Origin of the sequence: Paenibacillus endophyticus (assembly GCF_014192395.1) — a bacterium.
Lineage (GTDB): Bacteria > Bacillota > Bacilli > Paenibacillales > Paenibacillaceae > Pristimantibacillus > Pristimantibacillus endophyticus.
Genome location: NZ_JACHXW010000009.1, coordinates 97,461 through 118,308, shown reverse-complemented (window position 1 = coordinate 118,308; position 20,848 = coordinate 97,461). Strand labels below are relative to the sequence as shown.

The 20,848-nt window shown below is 49.9% G+C and carries 11 protein-coding genes; 8 read left to right on the top strand and 3 right to left on the bottom strand.

Going from position 1 to position 20,848, the window contains the following annotated elements:
* Positions 1 to 1,320: 1,320 nt before the first annotated feature.
* The 8 genes from FHS16_RS16285 (at position 1,321) to FHS16_RS16250 (ending at position 15,990) form a co-directional block, all read left to right on the top strand.
* A complete protein-coding gene (locus tag FHS16_RS16285) occupies positions 1,321 to 1,911 on the top strand; it encodes a VanZ family protein (RefSeq protein ID WP_183564511.1) in 591 nt (196 codons plus the stop codon).
* A gap of 50 nt (positions 1,912 to 1,961) precedes the next feature.
* Positions 1,962 to 2,666, top strand: a complete 705-nt coding sequence (locus FHS16_RS16280) for a response regulator transcription factor (protein ID WP_183564508.1) — start codon at positions 1,962 to 1,964, stop codon at positions 2,664 to 2,666.
* A complete protein-coding gene (locus FHS16_RS16275; protein ID WP_183564504.1) occupies positions 2,659 to 3,762 on the top strand; it encodes a HAMP domain-containing sensor histidine kinase in 1,104 nt (367 codons plus the stop codon). Before FHS16_RS16280 ends, FHS16_RS16275 begins: the two co-directional genes overlap by 8 nt.
* 142 nt (positions 3,763 to 3,904) lie before the next feature.
* Complete coding sequence (locus FHS16_RS16270) at positions 3,905 to 4,759, top strand: carbohydrate ABC transporter permease (RefSeq protein ID WP_376769677.1); 855 nt, start codon at positions 3,905 to 3,907, stop codon at positions 4,757 to 4,759.
* Between the two features lie 20 nt (positions 4,760 to 4,779).
* Positions 4,780 to 5,646, top strand: a complete 867-nt coding sequence (locus tag FHS16_RS16265) for a carbohydrate ABC transporter permease (protein ID WP_183564498.1) — start codon at positions 4,780 to 4,782, stop codon at positions 5,644 to 5,646.
* An 18-nt stretch (positions 5,647 to 5,664) separates the two neighbouring features.
* On the top strand, positions 5,665 to 6,825 hold the full coding sequence (locus FHS16_RS16260) for an efflux RND transporter periplasmic adaptor subunit (protein ID WP_183564495.1): 1,161 nt from the start codon (positions 5,665 to 5,667) through the stop codon (positions 6,823 to 6,825).
* A 25-nt stretch (positions 6,826 to 6,850) separates the two neighbouring features.
* Entirely contained in the window at positions 6,851 to 8,182 is a 1,332-nt protein-coding gene (locus tag FHS16_RS16255) for an extracellular solute-binding protein (RefSeq protein ID WP_183564492.1), read from the top strand.
* A 2,669-nt stretch (positions 8,183 to 10,851) separates the two neighbouring features.
* Complete coding sequence (locus tag FHS16_RS16250; RefSeq protein ID WP_183564489.1) at positions 10,852 to 15,990, top strand: cadherin-like beta sandwich domain-containing protein; 5,139 nt, start codon at positions 10,852 to 10,854, stop codon at positions 15,988 to 15,990.
* A 1,459-nt stretch (positions 15,991 to 17,449) separates the two neighbouring features.
* On the opposite strand, the gene FHS16_RS16245 is transcribed toward FHS16_RS16250, so the two are convergent.
* From FHS16_RS16245 to FHS16_RS16235, 3 genes are all read right to left on the bottom strand, one after another.
* The gene (locus tag FHS16_RS16245; protein ID WP_183564486.1) at positions 17,450 to 17,803 is read right to left on the bottom strand and encodes a hypothetical protein; all 354 of its coding nucleotides are present in this window, start codon (positions 17,801 to 17,803) and stop codon (positions 17,450 to 17,452) included.
* On the bottom strand, positions 17,796 to 20,033 hold the full coding sequence (locus FHS16_RS16240) for a YhgE/Pip family protein (protein WP_183564483.1): 2,238 nt from the start codon (positions 20,031 to 20,033) through the stop codon (positions 17,796 to 17,798). Before FHS16_RS16240 ends, FHS16_RS16245 begins: the two co-directional genes overlap by 8 nt.
* A gap of 76 nt (positions 20,034 to 20,109) precedes the next feature.
* Positions 20,110 to 20,685, bottom strand: coding sequence for a TetR/AcrR family transcriptional regulator (locus tag FHS16_RS16235; protein ID WP_312890936.1), 576 nt, complete (start codon positions 20,683 to 20,685; stop codon positions 20,110 to 20,112).
* Positions 20,686 to 20,848 lie beyond the last annotated feature (163 nt).

The following is a 20,848-nucleotide window of genomic DNA, read 5'->3' as shown; positions in this document are numbered from 1 at the left end:
AAACGGCAAGAATCATTCATTTTCATTGTAAATACTGCAACGTAGACAGCCAATGAACGCCGTATAACGAATTACGTTGTACTTTTTGCACTGTAGCTAGCCAATGAACGCCGTAATCAAGTTACACTGCACTTTCTACAACCTAAACCTCACATAACAAACAGTTCTGATCCCTACATTGCAGAAAGTACAGCAGAAAAGCTTCTTTTCCACCAAAACGGCAAGAATCATTCATTTTCATTGTAAATACTGCATCGTAGACAGCCAATGAACGCCGTATAACGAATTACGTTGCACTTTTTGCACTGTAGCCATGCCATTGAGGAGCGACTTCTACCGGCTCTCATGAATGACCGAATTGAATAAAACACATTATATTCGCTTTTGCAACGAACGGCGCATCCAAGGGTGCATGTATGATTCGGCTCCGAACCGGAAACCATTATCATTGCCGATAAGAATAGAGAAAGTCGGCAGTCTGCAAACTCTTGCAAACAGAGCGATGATAAAGCATCTATCGCGAGGGCCAAATTTCCCTTCGAAGAAATCTCTCTATAAACGTAACGAGTTCATACAGAAATGTTGTCTGACCCCAAACAAGGCCGCACTTCAATTTAAGAAAAACTTTATTTTTAACCCCACTTCTTTTTTAACAGTTTTCTTTATCCTTCAAACAGATGCTAGAGCATGAAGAAATGGGTCATTTGCCTTTTTGATTGGCTACGGAATAACAAAGCTGAAGACGGGTAGGAACGATCTGCCCGATGATGCCCGATGAATCTGTTTAGACCCCCCCATTGATCGACGGATTTGATGTGAATTACACGGCTCCGCTATCGCCTCGGCTAGCACACAAGTTTCGTTCCATGATCAGGGCGGTGTTAGTTTCGATTCGCAAATAAGCAAGAAGATTTGTTTAGAACCCCCCTTTGATCGACGGATTTGATGTGAATTACACGGCTCCGCTATCGCCTCGGCTAGCACGCAAGTTTCGTTCCATGATCAGGGCGGTGTTAGTTTCGATTCGCAAATAAGCAAGATTTGTTTAGAAATCCCCCCATTGATCGACGGATTTGACGCGAATTACACGGCTCTGCTATCGCCCCGGCTAGCACACAAGTTTCGTTCCATGATCAGTGTGGTATTATTTTGGATTCGCAAATAAGCAAGATCTGTTTAGCAATCCCGATTTAATCGACGGAATTAGCGTGAATTATACGGTTCTACTATCCCCCGGCTAGTGCACAAGTTTCGTTCCATGATCAGGGCGGTGTCATCGTTACGGTTCGCAAATAAGCAAATTAAAAGGAGAACGGTCGAATGACTACGAAAATAGGCACGGAGGCAGCAGCCAGAATAAAGACGAATATAAACGTCAATCTAAACAACAGGAAAGCAAGAAAGAATGGTCATCTGAGCGTACTAGGTCTCCGAGCTCTGCTTGTCCTTTATATATATACACTGGTCAAAATCGTCTTGTTGAAGTTTCACTCATTGGACCCCGGCTTTCTTTGGGGCCGCCTGCAGGCCGGACTGAAGCAACCCGAACTGCTCTCCCAGTGGCTGCATACAGGCAATTTGGTTCCTTTTCACGAAATCTCCAGATCTCTGCATTCGTTATCCGACCATGCTATTTTTAATCTTTTTGGCAATATGGCGATTTTTATGCCGCTCGGCATTATATTAGGACTGATGTTCCATAATGTAGGGATGGGAGGTTTGAAAATAGTAGTCTGTGCGTTCATCTTCAGCTTGGGCTTGGAGTCTGCCCAGCTTCTGTTCATGATCGGTCAGTTCGATGTAGATGATATACTGCTTAATTCCTCGGGAGGACTTCTGGGCTTCGTGATCTACCGAACAACTATTAGCTCATTCCACTTATCATCGAGTCGAACTCGAACGAACATTTGAAATCGCAAACCGTACTAGGTTATGCTTGTTTTTGCGAAGGAGAGAAAGCCATGAAATCGATCACCATTCTGATTGCGGATGACGAGACAGAAATCGCCGACCTGATCGAGCTGCATCTGGTCAAAGAGGGCTACCGGTGCCTGAAAGCCGCTGACGGACAAGAGGCTATCGACATCATCCAGGTGCAGTCCGTGGATTTAGCGATACTGGATATTATGATGCCCAAGATCGACGGGTACGAAGTGACTCGATTAATCCGCGAGCAGTATCACCTGCCCATTATTTTTCTCAGCGCAAAGGCAACGGACTTGGATAAGATCACCGGTCTGATTCGCGGTGCCGACGATTACATGACCAAACCGTTTAATCCTATGGAGCTAGTAGCCCGGGTGAACGCCCAATTACGCCGCTTCATTCAGTTGAACCCGTCAAAGGCCGATCCAGCGGACACATCCGTGCTGGCGGCCGGGGGAATCGTAATCCACCCCAAGCAGCGAACCGCGTTCCTGTACGGCAACCCGGTTGAGCTTACCCCCAAGGAGTTCGACATACTAGTGGTGCTCGCTAGCCACCCGAAGAAAGTATTCAGCACGGAGCATTTATTTCAGCAAGTGTGGGGCGAGGCCTATTATGAAGGTGGGAATAATACAGTGATGGTGCATATTCGAACACTACGCAAGAAGCTGGGCGAGGACCAGAATAAGAACAAGCTGATCAAGACTGTCTGGGGAGTAGGTTATGCGTTCAATGGCTAAACCCAATTTCCGAAGCTTCCGTTTTCAAATGATCCGCCTATTCGGACTCAGCATGTTGATGTCCGCCGCCACTACCTTTCTGATTTACTTGGCGCTGCAGCGGTATTACTACACGCTGCTCCGCGGGAGCCCCATGTTCGAGGTTCGTGAAACTATTCGAGATATCGGCGATATTAACGTATTCCTGCTCCTTTTTTTTCCGATTTCGTTTTTTTATTTCTATCTGTTTACCCGGCGTTACGTTGCTTATTTCCGGGAGATTTCCCGCGGGATCAACCAATTGGCGGGAGGAGATTTCTCTCATCGGGTCCATATCCCGCTCAATGATGAAGTCGGGGATATTGCCAGAGACATCAACTTAGCTAGCGAAAAGCTGAAACAGGCCGAGGAACGGGGGGATTTCGCCGAGAACAGCAAAGAACAGCTCGTGCTTAACCTTGCCCATGATTTGCGTACCCCGTTGACTTCTGTCATCGGGTATTTGGATTTTATTCTTAAAGACAAAGATTTGACCGCCGAGCAAATCATGCACTATACAACGATTGCCTTTACGAAATCGCAGCGGCTCGAGAAGCTGATCGACGAGATGTTCGATATTACACGGATGAATTACGGCAAGCTGAATATCCGCCGCGAACAGCTCGATCTTGGCGAGCTGTTGACTCAATTAACCGAAGAGATGTATCCAGTATTCGAAAAAAACAAGCTGACCGCACGCCTTGAGATCGATTCGAATCTGATGATTTCCGGTGACGGCGACCTACTTGCGCGCGTGTTCGATAACCTGCTGTCCAATGCCGTTCGTTATGGCGGGGATGGCGAATACATCGATATTCGCGGCGGCCAAAAGGAAGGTCAAATCGTCATTCAAGTGATTAATTACGGAAGGAACATTCCGCCTGACGAGCTTCCTCATGTATTTGACATCTTTTTTACCGGCGATCGCGCGCGAACACATCAGGAAGGCAGCACTGGGCTTGGCCTGTTTATCGCTAAGAACATCGTAGAACAGCATGAAGGCGCCATATCGGTTCAAAGCGACCTCATCCGTACCGAATTCGAGGTGCGATTGCCTTACTTGTCGTCAACGATATAAACTAATCCATTTTAGGAAAAGTTAAGAATTACCCCACTTCTTATTTTAACAGTCTGGCCTATGCTTAGAGCATCAACGGCAGGAGGACTGGATGATGAAGAAGTGGGGTATTTTTCGTGCTCCGATAGGTTTGACCAGGTGGATGCGCCGGGACGCTGCGGCAGCGTGGCTGTTTCTCGCGCCAAGCGCAGCAGGCTTTGCCACGTTCTATCTGATCCCATATGTCATGGGGCTGATGTATTCGTTCATGAGCAGCACCACCGGGGGGAGGTTCGCCGGCCTTGCGAATTACCGGGAACTGCTGGCCAGCAGTTCCTTCCGAAAAGCGGCTTACAACACCTTTTATTTCAGCGCGGTGAGCGTTCCGCTCATGCTGGCGTTGTCTCTAGGGTTGGCGTTATTGCTGAACAGGCCCATTTACTTGCGGAAATGGCTGCGCACCTCCTATGTATTGCCGCTTGTCGTTCCGGTCGCCTCTGTCATCATTATCTGGCAGATGATGTTTGATTGGAATGGGGCGTTGAACTACGTGCTCAGCTGGTCCGGCATCAAGCGGGTGGACTGGATGAAGACGGATGCGGCACGGAATGTGATCCTAGCTGTGTATTTGTGGAAAAACGTCGGGTATAACGTAATCTTGTTTCTAGCGGGACTTCAACAAATCCCGAAGGATTACTACGAAACCGCCCAAATTGAAGGTGCTGGACGTTTTCGCCAGTTTTTTGGGATTACGCTGGTCTATTTGACCACCACAACGTTCTTTGTGGTCATTATGTCAATCATTAATTCCTTCAAAGTGTTTAGGGAGACCTATTTGATGGCTGGTGATTACCCGCACGCCAGCATCTACATGCTGCAGCACTACATGAACAACATGTTCGTGTCACTGGATATTCAGAAGCTGACGGCGGCTGCCGCTTTGATGGTGTGCGGCATCATGATAATCGTTCTTGGACTGTTTAGGCTGGAGTACCGGTATCGACAGTTCATGGAATAAGGGGTGAAGCTTTGCGAGTAATGACAACCATACAAAAAGGGCTGCTAACGGCGTTCATGGTGATGATTGGATTGGTACTGCTGTTCCCAATCATGATTACCTTCACCAATTCACTGATGGCCGGACAGGAGTTGAGAATCAACTACGGGGTTATTGGGAAACTCACAGACGTGACTTCAACGGGTGCTGAAACGTTCATTAATTTGAAGTGGCTGCCAGACAAGGTGACCCTGGAGCAATACGGTGAGCTGCTGGTGCATTCTCCCTATTACTTGCTGCTGTTTTGGAATTCGGTAGGCTTGGTCGTGCCAATCATTATCGGACAGACAGTGGTCGCGGCGCTGGCAGCCTATGCGTTTGCGAAGCTGAAATTCCGCGGTCGCGATTCCCTGTTTCTGGTGTATCTGCTGACGATGCTGATGCCATTCCAGGTCACGCTGGTTCCTAACTATATCATGGCGGATAAACTGGGCTTGCTGCATACTTCGGGAGCAGTGATCCTTCCAGGCGTCTTTGCCGCATTTGGTGTATTTATGCTGCGCCAGTTCATGCTGCATATTCCGTACGCCTATATTGAAGCAGCTAAAATAGACGGAGCCGGACATCTTAGGACCTTCCTGACGGTCATCCTTCCGATGGTCAAGCCGGGGCTTGCCGCGCTGGTGATCTTGTTATTCGTTGATAATTGGAATATGGTCGAGCAGCCGCTGATCTTTATAGACAATCCGATGAAGCAGCCTTTATCGGTATTTCTATCGAGATTAAGCGGAGAATGGGATACGGTTTTTGCCGCATCCATGCTCTATATGTCTCCAATGGTGCTGTTATTCCTGTACGCGGAGACCTATTTCATCGAAGGCGTCCAGTTATCTGGAATCAAGGGATAGGAGGAGAAAGCCAAGGATATGGAGCTATCGAAGGAGCAAGTTGAACGCAAGCGAAAAAAATGGATATTCGCAGCCCTGCTGCTATTGGTCGGATTGCTGCTGTTCTTCACGCTATTCAGCAATACGCTGCAGTCGGCTACTTTGCCGAAGGTAAGGACCGAGCTGGCAGCGAGCGGAGGAATCACATATAAGCTGGAGGGCAGCGGTGTCGTGCAGCCTTTTAATCAGGCGGAGCTGCCGAATCCGGCTGGTTGGAGAGTCCAACACGTTCTTGTGAAAGAAGGCGAGACGGTTAAGAAAGGTCAGAAGCTCGTTGTATACGACAGCACCTCCGCCAGGAGGGAACTGGAGGATGAGCTTGCGCAGCTGGAGAAGCTGAATATTGCGTTGGAAGACATGCAGGACCAATTCAAATTGTCGATTTCTGAAGGGGACGAGTCCGCTACAAGTGAGATTAAACGCGAGATAAAAACGTGCAACATCGATATATCGGTGCAGCAGAGGAAAATCGACGGTCTCCGGGATCAGTTGAATCGGCAAAAAGAGCTTGTCGCCCCATTTGACGGAATTGTGATGGAATTGCTTGCAATAGAAGGTCTTGCTTCCACTGGACAGTCGGATATCGTAATCTCGAATCTCGAATTAGGATATCGTCTGGATATCGTGGCCGACAGGGAGCTTATCGAACGCTTCGGTCTTGCGGTCAGGCACCCTATCGAGCTACTAGCCCCAGCTGAGGGGGAACAGCCACCCCGCCCGCTGGAGGGTGTGATCGATGAAATTGCTGATACTGGTCCACGGAGCGCAAGCTTGCCGGAAGATGGTGGCGGATCGCCCGCAGCGATTCAACAAAAGCTGCTGCGCCTCCTTTTGGATGATGACGCTCTGAAAGGGGGTGAACAGATTTCGGTCAAGCTGGAGCTGGCTTCGCCTAGGAAAGGGTGGCTTATTCCGAACGAGGCGGTTCATAGGGAAGGCGAGGAGCAGTTTATATTCAAGGTGGAACAGCTGCGAGGGGCTTTGGGCAATGTGTTTTTGGCCCGCAAGGTTCCCATTGAGGAAAGTGAGTCCACGGATCGGGAGACGATGATTCCAGAAGACCGGCTGTATGAAGGGGAAATGATTATTCTGGAAAGCAGTGAGCCGCTGCAGGACGGTAACCGGATTCGTCTGCAATAAAAACATTGATGGGAGGTATGAGGCTATGATTAAAAGAGTAGGTTTGACAACGGTTTGGGCAGTTCTCATATCCATGGCTATGACGGCTTGCAGCACCGGAGGAGACGAGGCAGAGATCGGTGGAAAAAGTGAGGTAAATGAAAATGGAAAAACCGTCCTCACCCTGTCCGTTATGCAGGCCACGCCGTTCTATACAGCGTTGGAGAAAAAATTCGAGGCCAAGCATATGGACATCGATCTGCAGATTCAGGCATATAAACAGGCCGGGGAAGAGTTGAAACCCGGGGAATGGGAGGAATACCGGAAGTCAATGAATACGGCTTTATTATCCGGGAAAGGGTCAGATGTTATCGAGCTGTTAGACGGATTGCCAGCGGATGAATATGTCGAGAAGGGACTTCTTTTGAATATGGAAGATTTAATGAACAAGGACGACACGTTGAAGCCGGACAACATGTATATGAATGTATTAAATGCCATCAAGCAAAAGGGTGGAACGTATGCGATTCCTTCCGAATTTTACCTGAGGGCGTTCATCGGGGATGGAGAGCTGTTGAAGGATGCCCAAATTAATGAGCAGACTTGGACCTGGCAGGATTTTGCTGGCATTGCTAAGCAACTGACGCAGGGAAAGGACGGCTTGTATGCCATGGCTGATTATACGCCGGATATGCTAATGCAGGAAATGACGATCGATAGTTACAGTTCTTACGTGGATAAGACTGCTAAAAAAGCAAAGTTTGATACCCCTGAATTCGTGTCACTACTGAAACAGGTGAAGAACATGTATGACGAAGGCGTGATGACTGCAGAACCGGCTGAGCGCGACAAGCAATTATTCTATTCTGCCGTATTGCGCGAGCCGGCAGATGTGGTTAACGTAACGCATACAACCTTCAGTCACCCTCGGCTGCTGCAAAAGCCGCACAGCCTAGAGCAGTCCGGCATGATGCGGATCATCCCGTCCTCCAGGTTTGCGATTCGAGCGAAAACCCCTTCGCAGTTGGAGGCATGGAAGCTACTCAGCTATCTCCTGTCCGAAGAGGGGCAGTCGATGCCGGAGCGGAGCGGATTCTCGCTGCTCAAATCGGTGAATGAACAGAAGCTCGACGAGATTAAAAAACAAATTCAGGCAGGTACCTACAAACTTCCTGACGGCCAGTCCATCCAGGCCGCAGATGAAGAATTTACCCGGTTTACGCAGCTTCTGGATTTGGCTGACCAATACTCGATACTCGATGGAAAAGTGATTTCCATCGTGGGGGAGGAGTCCCTTGCTTTTTTCAGCGGTCAAAAGTCCGCAGAAGAGGCTGCCGGGCTTATCCAAAACCGGGCCATAACCTTCTTGAACGAGTAAACATTCCAATATAGCTATGGTTAAAATGACTATTCCATGAGCACGACCGGTTACCGCGGTCTTGCTCTTTACTTATTTTAGCGCGGCCGTTTGGCGATTCCAACTAACTTAGAAAGCTAAACGCTCATCTTTGCTAAACAGCTAAAAAAGTTAAGCCTACCATGTGGATGTAATGAGACCGCGCTACGTAAATCTATTTCATTTGTTCCTAGAGAGATGCTGCAAGCTCCCCAGCTCCACATGCTGCGGTTATGGCCAGCCCCCATTTTACTCATGCTTCTGCTTCTGCATGTGCTACTACTTCTGCTTCTGCTTGTGCTACTACTTCTGCTTATACTACTACTAACTACTACTACTACTACTACTTCTACTGCTACTGCTACTGCTACTGCTACTGCTACTGCTACTGCTACTGCTAATGCTACTGCTACTGCACCTGCTTCTGCTACTGCTCCTACTTCTACTTCTACTTCTACTTCTACTTCTACTTCTACTTCTACTTCTACTTCTACTTCTGCTACTGCTCCTACTTCTGCTTCTGCTTCTGCTTCTGCTTCTGCTTCTGCTTCTGCTTCTGCTTCTGCTTCTGCTTCTGCTCCTGCTCCTGCTCCTACTTATGCTTATGCTCCTACTTCTGCTTCTGCTACTGCTACTGCTTCTGCTCCTACTTCTGCTACTGCTCCTACTTCTGCTACTGCTCCTACTTCTGCTACTGCTCCTACTTCTGCTACTGCTCCTACTTCTGCTCCTACTTCTGCTACTACTCCTACTTCTGCTACTGCTTCTACTGCTTCTACTTCTACTTCTACTTCTACTTCTACTTCTACTTCTACTTCTACTTCTACTTCTACTTCTACTTCTACTTCTACTTCTACTTCTACTTCTACGTCTACTTCTACACTGCTTCTGCTTCTGTTACCGCTACTGCTTCTGCTCCTACTTATGCTTATGCTTCTGCTCCTACATCTGCTCCTGCTTCTGTTACTGCTTTTGCTTCTACTTCTACTTCTACACAGCTTCTGTTTCTGCTTCTGTTACTGCTACTGCTTCTGCTCCTTCTTATGCTTATGCTTCTGCTCCTACTTCTGCTTCTGCTTCTGCTTCTGCTTCTGCTTCTGCTCCTGCTCCTGCTCCTGCTCCTGCTCCTGCTCCTGCTCCTGCTCCTGCTACTGCTCCTGCTACTGCTTTTGCTCCTACTTCTGCTTCTGCTACTGCTACTGCTCCTGCTCCTGCTTCTACTACTGCTTCTGCTACTGCTTCTGCTTTTGCTCCTACTTTTGCATGTGCTACTACTTCTGCTACTAATCCTACATCTGCTCCTGCTTCTGCTTCTACTTCTGCTTTTGCCCTATTCCTCCCCCCGCTCCTGCTCTTACTTCTGCCCTACTCCTTTCCACATATTTGAACTCAACTTGTATCCGCACACTTCCGACACTTCCCCCCACTTCCATCACTTCCACAAGCACAACAACAAACAGAACAATAAGCTACGCTGTACTTTATACAACCTAAACCTTACATAGCGTACAGATCCTTTACCTACGTTGTAAAAAATACAACAGAATAGCTCCCTTTGCTCCTTAAATGACTGAATCATTCATTTACATTGTAGATACTGCAGCGTAGCCAGCCAACGACCTTCGTATGGCGAAATACGTTGCACTTTATGCACTGTAGTCGAGCAAATGAGCTGCACCTAGTTCCGGCTTTAATGTTGGTCGAATTAATAAAGCAACAACGGTGGTAATTACGATCGTTGGTCGAGCAGATGTTCCGTAGGTGGACGGTGGCCAGGATCTGGTGAAGCTGCAGACTTTTGGACTGTTTTACCAATTCGGTCGGAGCAAATCCAGCAGCAGCACTTCGCAGAGCGTAGAAGGTCACAGAGCAGGCTTTGGAAGAGGAATTCTGGAGGAGGTCACGGAGCAGGTTTTTGCAGAGGAATTCTGGAGGAGTTCAATGAGCCTCTATTTCGAACCATTCAGGCGATCAAGAACAACCGCGTTATCAACGTATCCGCGATAGCCGGAATAACGGCTCGTACGAGATCGATAAAGCGGTCGACGACCTCATTTCGCAATTGTATAACTGCAATGTCGCTCAACTATCTTTTTCAGCGCATGTGCATGTTCCATACATGATCGGGCTTTACCAATAATTAAGGAGAAGGTGCGGAATAGAAAGTTTACGCTTGCGGCGGAAAACCTTGCACGCACAGACAATAAACTTTTTCCAATGTCATAAAGTCGATAAAGGAATATGCCCAAACAAGTCGATTATTATGATTGAATCTATTATTATTAGAATCAAATCTATTATTTGTTTATTTAACTCGGCTTTCGGGGGCTTGGGCTATGATTTAGAAGCACGTGCCAACATAAATTGCACTCTCGATCTGGTGGTGTAAGCCGAGCATGCCTACCCTATTTAGCAGCTTCGACCTACCCGCCCGGGTAGGTCAATTCGATCCAGCCTTGTTTTATAGTAGAAGAAACGACCCATGCGTGTCGTATCTTACGAACCTGCAAGGAGAGTAGAGCATTCATGCTGAGGCGTTTCATATAGGTGATAGTTTCATTAAGGCGTCATCAATAAAATGATTCTATAGCTTATTTTACAATGTATGATTGCTATTAAAAACATTATGGAAAAGGTGCGTGTTGATAACTATGTATAGACGTTTAGTGGCCATGCTGGCCGTGTGCGCTGTCCTGGCGGGTCTTCTTCCAGCCCCCACTCCTGCTTCCGCGGCAACCGGAGACCTCTGGGCTATAGCGTACGGTAATGGGATGTACGTGGCGGTTGGCGAGGGAGGTGCGATCAAGACCTCTGCAGATGGAGAAAGCTGGACAGGAACAACTGTATCACCTAAATGGTCTTATTCCGATGTGGCATACGGCAATGGTTTGTTCGTAGCGGTCGGGGACAAAGGCAGCATAATCAATTCCGAAAACGGCAGTTCCTGGTCCCCAGCCGACTCGGACGTGACGGATTATTTAGTCGGCGTTATCTATCAGGACGGGAAATTCACGGCGGTAGGTGGCAATGGAGCCGTTACAACATCGACGGATGGGGTCACGTGGACCAGCCAGTCATCCGGGACATCGAGAAATATGGGACAAATTGCATACGGCAACGGCTTATATGTAGCGGCGAGTTCCGATGCAATACTGACCTCCAGCGATGGCATCACTTGGTCGGAGCAAGTCTTGGAAATAGAAGGGGCGTCTATTGTTTCCGTGAGCTACGGGGACGGGATGTTCGTGGCTGTCGGAGGCTACTACTTTAGTGGTGGCAGCAGCGTTGTCATGACTTCCGCGAACGGTACCATATGGACCAGACGGGACTCGGGAGAAGCAACTTCGATCATCTATGACGTCGCCTATGGCAGCGGCAATTTTATGGCGGTCGGCAAAAGAGGAGTCATTCTAGTGTCTGAGAACGGCATCGACTGGGATTCTCGCACTGCTGGCACATTAGCGGATCTCAAAGGCATTGCTTTCGCCAATGGCAAGTTCATGGTTGCGGGTACAGGCGGCGCGATTATCAGCCCAAATGAAATAACGAATTGGACGCATCCATCATCGACGACCTCGTCTTCGCTGCGTGACATCGTTTTCGGCAACGGCATGTTCGCGGCGACAGGGGAAAAGGGCGCAATGCTTACATCCACCGACGGCATCAGTTGGTCAAGCCGCGATATCGGCGATGCTACTCAAATGGAAGGCGTTGCCTACGGCAACTCACGGTTTGTGGCGGTCGGGTACGGCGATAAGGTTGTCACCTCGGATGATGGAATCACATGGACCGATCGTTCGGGCGAGTGCTGCACGTACGGTGTTTTTCACGATATCTTATTTGCGGACGGCAAGTTCGTGGCTGCCTACGTAGGAGGCTTAGTCAAAACATCCAAAGACGGCATAACCTGGACGGTGCATGAATCGGGCACGAGCTCCCCCTTGAAGGACCTCGCCTATGGGAATGGCATCTTTATCGGGGTAGCAGCAGACGGATCAGTCGTGACCTCTTCCGATGGAGAAACATGGACGAATACGTACAAATCTTCATATGGCCTAGTGACTGTAGCTTACGGCAACGACAAGTTCGTGGCGGCAGGAGACATCGGTACCATTTTAACTTCAAGCGACGGCGTCACCTGGACAAAGCAATCATCAGGCATTCGTAACCTAATCAATGGAATAACATATGGAAAAGGAAAATTCGTAGCCGTAGGGGATGACGGCACAATCGTGTCGTCTGCAAATGGCATTTCTTGGGGGAATATGACCTGGATCACCCCCAAACATCTGAATGGCATTGCGTACGGCAATGGGATGTATGCGGCTGTAGGGGCCAAAGGAACGATCGCTCATTACACTGTTGCCGATTTGAACGCGCTGACGGCTTCTGCAGGCACGCTTAATCCGGCATTTGATAAAGGGGTATACCAGTATTCGGTTAGTGTCGCGAATGACGTGGACCGCATCTCGTTCACGCCAACCGTGGAGGATGCGGGGGCGACGGTAATCGTGAACGATATGACGGTCACGAGCGGCACGGCGTCCGTTGAGATTGCTCTGAGCGTTGGCAATAACCCGATCTCCATTGAAGTGACGGCGGCAGATGGGAGGGCGAAGCAGAAGTATGTAGTGACGGTGAAGCGAGCGGCGCCGTTAAACAGCGATACCGATTTGAGCTACTTGATCCTGACAAGCGACTCCCAACTGAGCCCGGCATTTGTGCCAGGGATACATAACTACCAGATAAGCGTTCCTTATAACGCGGAACCTTTCATGGTCATACCGGGCGCCGCCTTCGCAGGAGCGACGATTAAGGTCGACGGCAAGGAAGTCCCAAGGGGGGGGATGTCAGAAGCAATCACGCTTAGCGTAGGCGAAACCCTCATTATCATAGAAGTGACGGCCGCGGACGGCGTGAACCGGTCGACGTACACCGTCACGGTGACTCGAGCGGAGCCGCCGAGCGCGGATGCGAGCTTGGGCAGCCTGACATTATCTGACGGAATTGCCCTAAGCCCGGCGTTTGAGCCAGGTACGGTAGCTTACACGGCAAGTGTCACGCATGACGTGAGTACCATGACGATTACACCAAACGTAGCTAACGCTAAAGCAAGGCTGCAAGTATACGGTGGAACGATCGCTAGCGGTACTCCATATGTGATCGCGTTGCGAGAAGGTAACAATCCAATCCCCCTTCGCGTGACGGCAGAAGACGGCAAGACAACCACGGAATACATGGTAACGGTGACGCGCGCCGCCGCGCCGCCAAGTACGGACGCGAGCTTGCGCGTATTAAGTTTTGTCGCCGGCGGACCGCTTAATCCAACGTTTGCGCCGGGGACGTTGAATTACACGATGAATGTAGACTATGACATGAGTGATATCATCGTAGCCCCAATCGCCTCAAATAAGGGTGCGACGATTCTGATTAACGGTATGACGAATCACGATGATCCCATTCCGCTGAGCGAAGGCGATAACCTGATCACGATTGAAGTGACGGCAGCGGACCGGATCGCGAAGCAGACATACAAGCTAACTGTGACGCGTGCGGCACCTCCTTTGAGCGGGAATGCCGACTTGAGCAGCCTAACATTATCTGGCGGAGTCATGCTTGATAAAATGTTTACATCGGATATGCTGTACTACGATGCGAGCGTGGCCTATGAAGTGGATACGCTATCGGTGACGCCGACTGTGGCGAATGGGGGCGCGACGGTCAAGGTTAACGGAGCAAATGTAAGCAGCGGAACGGCGTCCGACAACATTGCGCTGAACGTAGGCGTCAATCCTATTGATATTGAAGTGACGGCAGCGAATGGATTAAAGAGGACGTACACGGTCTGGGTCATGCGTGCGGAAGTAAGCGTAAATGCCAGCTTGGGCAATCTGACGTTGTCTGGCGGAGTCGCACTAAGCCCTGCGTTTGAGTGGGACACAATAAGTTACACGGCAGACGTACCGAATGATGTGAGTACACTAACGGTCACGCCAACCGTGTCGGCCGAGGGAGCTAAGGTAACGGTAAAAGACATGACGGTAGCAAGCGGAGCCGAATCGGGCGCCATCCCATTGGACGTAGGCGCGAATACGATTCCGGTTGTGGTAACGTCCGCGGATGGCACGATAACGCAGATGTATACAGTAACGGTAACGCGTGCTGAGTCATTGCCGAGCTTAAGCAATCTGGTCTTGTCGGGAGGCGCGGCACTGGACCCGGCGTTTGATCCAGCTACGACAGACTATGTCGTTTTCGTGCCGTACAGCCAAACTAGCTTGACGGTCACGCCGACGGCGACTGATGCAGGAGCGACGATAATCGTAGAAGACAATATCGTAGAAAGTGGTACGGAATCAGGCGAAATCGCACTGAAAGAGGGCATCACCTCCATTCTGGTCCTCTATGTGCCGGCGGACGGTAACGAAACGCAGGCTTACCTAATTACTGTGGTGCGCGCATCCACGTCGGCGAGCACGAATGCCAACTTGAGCAATCTGGCGCTTTCGGAAGGCGCGGCGCTGAATCCGGCGTTTGCATCGGGTAGGACAATTTATACCGCTAGCGTAGCGAACGGGGTAAGCAGCTTGATGGTCATGCCTGCAGCGGCGGACGCCAAGGCGACGGTCAAAGTGAATGGCATGGCGGTAACAAGTGTAAATGCGTCGGCACCAATCACGCTAAACGTTGGTGCCAACATCATTGAGGTCGTGGTCACGGCTGAGGACGGAACGACAATGAAGACGTACACGGTAACTGTAACCCGTGCGGCGGTGATAGATCCTTCACCAAGCCCGTCTGTTCCGGCACCTCCTTCGAACGAACCTATCGTTTCGAGGAATGGTCAACTGACGCTTCCTGTGGGCAAATCCGGGGAAGTCAGCATGGACAACACCGTGAAGCTGGTAATACCGAGCGGGGCTGCAGAGCAAGAACTTAAGGTGAAAATCGAAAAGGTGCTGGATACGGAAGGCCTGTTAACGGATAATGATACATTGGCCAGCTCGATCTATGAGATTACGAAAAACTTCACGAAAAACTTCGATAAACCGATAACGCTGACCTTTGCATTCGATTCTAGCAGCGTCAAGAACACCGACAAGCCTGTCATCTTCTATTATGACGAAACGAAGCAAGAGTGGGTCGAAATCGGCGGAGAAGTCACCGGCAGCGAGATTAGCGTACAGGTGGACCACTTCACGAAATTCGCGGTCTTCGCCGTGGATAAGGAGGCTGTTCCAAATCCCGAGGCGCAATTCAGCGACATTGCGGGGAATTGGGCTGAATCGAGTATTAAGCTGGCTGCGAACCTTGGCTTGGTCAAAGGCTACGACGACGGCACATTTAAGCCTGGCAGAAGCGTAACGCGTGCAGAATTCGCGGCTATGCTCGCGCATGCGTTGAAGCTGCCGCAAGCAGACGGGGAGCTAGCCTTCACGGATAAGGCGCAAATCGGAGCTTGGGCACGGGAAGCAATCGCCAAAGCTGTTGAAGCGGGGATCATCAAGGGCTATGCAGATGGCTCCTTCCGTCCCAATGCCGAGATTACGCGCATGGAGATGGCAGCGATGATCGCAAACGCGCTGAAGTTGACTATTCCTGCGAATCCCGTCTCTGGATTTGCGGATGACGGAGCAATCCCGGCATGGGGGAGAGGTGCAGTGGCTGCAATTAAGGAGCTTGGGCTTATAAAAGGCACTGACGATAATCGGTTCAACCCTGCTGCGCCAGCGACGAGGGCCGAGGCTGTGACGATATTAATCCGCATGCTGGAGGGATTAAATCAGTAAACCAAGCAAACATAAAGTCTACATTGCATAGGGTACCTATTTAGGTGCCCTTTCATTTTTGAAGGGAGTCTACAGAATCCCTCACAATCGAACAAGCATCCTCCGCCATTTCTTTGAGGAGCCTTTCTGGGAGGTTATCACTACGAATAGGATGAAATGCATGTCACGCGATTTCTTGTATCAGAAGACTCCACTCCCCCTAAATGTTGCCTATCTCAACGCATGGGACTTACATCCCTTTTGGCTATTCTTTTGTTCAAAATTCCCTTATTTAACCTAGTTCCGCACCGACTCATTCCATTACTCGCCAACGCACCAATTTCGCTCGTCCCTGTGTCAGCGCTCCTATCCTATAGCTACTCACGATTCTTTCCTCAAATCAAATCTCCATTGCATCTTCGCTTTAACTGCGGTTTATCTGCGGTTTATCTTCTACGTCTCATCTGCATTCAATCCGCGTTTCTTCTGCGTTTCATCTGCATTCAAACCGCGTTTCTTCTGCATTTAATCTGCGTTTCATCTACGTTCAATCCGCGTTTCTTCTGCATTTCATCTGCGTTTCATCTACGTTCATTCCGCGTTTCATCTGCATTTCATATGCATTTTATCTGCTGCGTTTTTCTGTGTTCTATCTGTGTTCTATCTGTGTTCTATCTGCGTTCCATCTGCGTTTTATCTGTGTTTGTATCAACGCACCGTCCCTACAGCTGACACCCAGCACCAATTAGCCTACACTGTACTTTCTGCAATCTAAACCTCACACAGCACACAAGTCTGCCCTCTACACTGTAGAAAGTGCAATAGTATGGCCCCCTATCCTCCTAATTCAGCAGTAATCCTTACTTAACGTTGTAATAACTGCAATGTAGCTAGCCATTTACTTACTTCTTGAGGATTACATTGCACTTTCTACAGCGTAGCTATACAGGCTCGATAAAATTTGTCTAAGGGATGGCACAGTATGGCTCTTAAAGCTTAATCACCGTCATTGCAACGATGAATGGCTCTTTGCGAGCCTCTAAAGAGGAAAGCTGCCTAACTTTATCTGATTTTCTCGGAAGCAGACGTGAAATCCTCTCTGCTAAACCCACTATTTAATTGGGCTGCACTCGTTAACGTCCAGCAAGCAGATAGAAAAAGAGGATAGCGATGATCGCTACCCCCTCGTTTACCTGCTGTCTTGAATGCTTGTTGTACTATTATTAGCCGATAAATCTGCTAGCAGCTCGCAAGGCGTACCTGTAATCGTACCGACAATAAAGCAATATCGACTGCACTTTCCGGACTGCTCCACAAGTTTCCAGAGAAAACAGATGTAGCACGGTCAAAGACGAATGACCTGTCGCTCCGTTTACGCATGTCGCGCTCGTTGCTCCCGGATCCCCTATGCTTCCAGTAACCGATTGATCTTGTACCTCCAGTAACCAATTGCTCCTGTGACTCCAGTAATCAATTGCTCCTATGACTCCAGTAACCAATTGCTCCTGTGACTCCAGAAACCAATTGCTCCTGTGACTCCTGTAGCCATTTGCTTCTGTACCTTCAGTTCGCCGATTGCTCCTGTGACTCCTGTAGCCGATTGCTCCTGTGACTCCAGCAGTTCCTGTCGCTCCCGTCTCCCAGTTAGTTCGGTTGGACCCATTGCTGAAACATAAACATCGTCTTGAACGACGACAAACACAGCTTTAACGGGAACGTTAGCAGAGAGACACACGAGAGCCGCACCAGCATTCACAAGCGGAACGGAAACGGGTGAAGCAACTTTTACAATGCCTATCCCTGAAATGAATCCGTGCAGGAAGCCTCTAAACAACCGGAACTGCCGGCTGCTCCGAGCTTTCATTTTTGATTTTGCGATGAGACAGCGTGAAGTAAAGGTAGGATAACAGGGCGAATAAAATCGCAATGCCTGCAAGTGTCGCAATATCTCTGCCCATTGAGCTGTAATCGCCGCTCGATACGATGTCCCTAAATCCTGCTACCGCATAGGTCATCGGCAGGAATGGAGAAATCTTTTGCAGCCAGCCTGGTACAAGCTCGATCGGGAACGTCCCCGCGGAGCTCGTCAACTGGAAAATCAACAATATTACGGCGATAAAACGCCCTGGATTGCCCATTGATGCAACCAAGAACTGAATGATCATCATGAACGTTAAGCTGGTCAGCATGGAATAAAACACGAATAGTCCCACACTCTGCACTTCAAGCCTCAATAAGAATAGAAGCGCTGCGTCAGCAATTAACGCTTGGATGATGCCGATTAGCGACAAGGTAAGCGCCTTGCTCCAAAACCAGCTCCAGCCGCTGTCCGGACGGACAGCAGGCTCGCGCACGGAGTACACGATTGTCAGCAGCATTGCCCCTACGAACAAGCCCAGCGACAGGAAGTAGGGAGCGAGTCCCGTTCCGTAGTTGTCGACCTCAGTCATTTTCTCGACATCGAGCTTAACCGGGTCCGAGAACATATCGACCATCGCATCGGTTAGATTCAAATCAGCCGTTTTGTCCGATGCATCACCCAGCTTGCCGGAAAGCTCCTGTGTACCGTCTTCCAGCTTCAACAGCCCTGTGGCGACTCGCTTTGCGCCATCCTCCAGAGCTGCGGACCCGTCTACAAAGGGAGCGACGCTAGTCGACAGCTGCGAGAGCCCCGCCGTAAGCGTTGATGCTCCGCTATCCAGCTGCTTCGCTCCCGCTGCAAGCTTAGCCGCACCGCCGCTAGCTTCTTTCAGCTTGTCGCCAAACTGAATCATACCGCCTGCAAACTTTTCTGCTCCAGTTATGACCTGCTCCGCACCAGCGCCTAATTGCTTGCCGCCAGCAGCCGCTTCCTGCGCTTTCACATCGAAGCTTCCAAGGCCTTCAGCGACCTTCACCAATCCATCATTAAGCTTGGTGGCGCCACCGCTCAGCTGCGCTTGGCCGGCAGCGGACTTCTCCAATCCTTCAGCCAGCTCGCGGCTAGCCTTCAGCAGCGAAGCAAAGCTGTCGCTCGAAGCCAGCTCCGGATTAGACTGGCCAAGCTGCGCCAGCCCATTCGCCAGCTCCGCAGCCCCATCCTTCAGCTGCTCCTCGCCTGCTGAAGACTCCTTCATCGCGCCAGCCAGCTGCCCCGCAGCCTGCTGCGCGTCCGAAGCCCCTTCCGCCAGCTGTCCGCTCGCTCCAGCCAGCTGCGCCATCCCGTCGCTGAGCTTCGCCGCTCCGGCGCCAAGCGAACCCGCGCCTTCGCCTAGCGATGCTGCTCCGGCGCCAAGCTGCTGCTGCGCAGCCTGCAGCTGCGCCAGGCCGCTCGCTAACCCTGCAGTGCCTGCGCTGAGCTCGGCACTGCCTTTCCCAAGCGCCGCGCCGCCATCGCTAAGCTTGGCGACACCTTCCTTCAGCGTCATTGATCCGCTGACGAGCTTTGCAAGATTGCGCTCGATGAGCACGGCTCCATCCTTTGCTTTCGTCGTGCCGTCGGCAATCTCGCCGGCACCGTCGCTCGCCGCCCCGATTCCGTCAGCGAGCTCTTCGATTTGCCCAAACACGGTACGCGTATACGCTGCCGTCACTTCGCGGCCAAGCTCCACCTTCATCGTATCCACTGCTTTGCTGCCAATCTGCGAGGCTAGAAAGTTATAGCTCTCGTTAGCCAAGTAAGTCAGCTGTGCTGGCGTAGGCTCATCCGAAGTGAGCGTCGTTGTTTTCTCGGAGAAATCAGCGGGAATCTCAATAGCCATATAATAGCTGTGATCCTCCATCCCCGCTTCCGCTTCTGCCTGGCTTACGAAATGCCATTCGAATTTTTCGTTTTCCTTTAATTGTTCCTCGAAATCATCGCCAATATGCAGCGTTTCGTCGTTATACGTGTATCCTTTATCCGCATTGACGATAGCTACGGGCATTTTGTCCAGATGCCCGTAAGGATCCCAGAATGCGCCCAAAAACATCGATGAATACATAAGCGGAATCATAAGTACGCCGATTACGGATATGAGCAGCATTTTGTTGCCTGCAATGCCGGTTAGTTCCTTGCCAAACTGTTTCAATCCTCTGAACTTCAACGCGTCCACTCTCCTCATTACTAATTGACCATTATTGTCATTCGGTCATTTTATAGTGTAAAAAAAGGCATCCAGGCTATTCCGGAGCCAATCCTACTTGCATATAAAACCGCAGCTGCTCCGCTACCTGCTGCTTATCCAGCGGATCATGCGTTTTTTTCCAATCCACCGTCAGTGCCATGTACAATCTCAGCATGACAAATGCCGTAATTTCCGGGTTGCATGGTTTAATCTCGCCTTTATCCATCGCCTGCTGCACCTGGTTTTGAATGTAGCCTACCACAGCTTTCTCAATCTGCTGCATGCCTTCCACTGCCATCGGCGTACCGATCTCACGCACCTCATGGGAGAGCTTGAGCGCAAGCTCATGCTCCTCACGGAATTCAAGCAATTGCTCCAGTGCTGCATGCAAATTATCGAAGAACCCGCGATTTGGATCGAGAACCTTCTCTGCTACCAGCTTCATTTCCATAATCAGCTTTTTCATAATCTCATGAAACAGCTCTTCTTTATTCGAAAAGAACGTATAGATCGTTCCCTTGCCTACATTCGCAATCTTCGCAACCTGATCCATCGTCGTCGCTTTGTAGCCGAACAACGCAAAAGACTTGGCTGCCGCATCCACAACCTGCTGTCGTCGATCAATTGCCACCCTAACACCTCCGACCCGATACTTCTCAATAAATGACCAAAAAACCAAAACGGTCATTTCGACTTATGTCATCATAGCACGCGCCAATTTCAATTGCAACGGGTTCATTTATATATACCGGAAATCGTACAGCTGACGTGTTTATTAAGCTAAAATTATGGTT

Bases quoted from the DNA above. Each gene is read 5' to 3' on its own strand.
- FHS16_RS16285 (WP_183564511.1), top strand. From the start codon at position 1,321: ATGACTACGAAAATAGGCACGGAGGCAGCAGCCAGAATAAAGACGAAT.
- FHS16_RS16280 (WP_183564508.1), top strand. From the start codon at position 1,962: ATGAAATCGATCACCATTCTGATTGCGGATGACGAGACAGAAATCGCC.
- FHS16_RS16275 (WP_183564504.1), top strand. From the start codon at position 2,659: ATGGCTAAACCCAATTTCCGAAGCTTCCGTTTTCAAATGATCCGCCTA.
- FHS16_RS16270 (WP_376769677.1), top strand. From the start codon at position 3,905: ATGCGCCGGGACGCTGCGGCAGCGTGGCTGTTTCTCGCGCCAAGCGCA.
- FHS16_RS16265 (WP_183564498.1), top strand. From the start codon at position 4,780: ATGACAACCATACAAAAAGGGCTGCTAACGGCGTTCATGGTGATGATT.
- FHS16_RS16260 (WP_183564495.1), top strand. From the start codon at position 5,665: ATGGAGCTATCGAAGGAGCAAGTTGAACGCAAGCGAAAAAAATGGATA.
- FHS16_RS16255 (WP_183564492.1), top strand. From the start codon at position 6,851: ATGATTAAAAGAGTAGGTTTGACAACGGTTTGGGCAGTTCTCATATCC.
- FHS16_RS16250 (WP_183564489.1), top strand. From the start codon at position 10,852: ATGTATAGACGTTTAGTGGCCATGCTGGCCGTGTGCGCTGTCCTGGCG.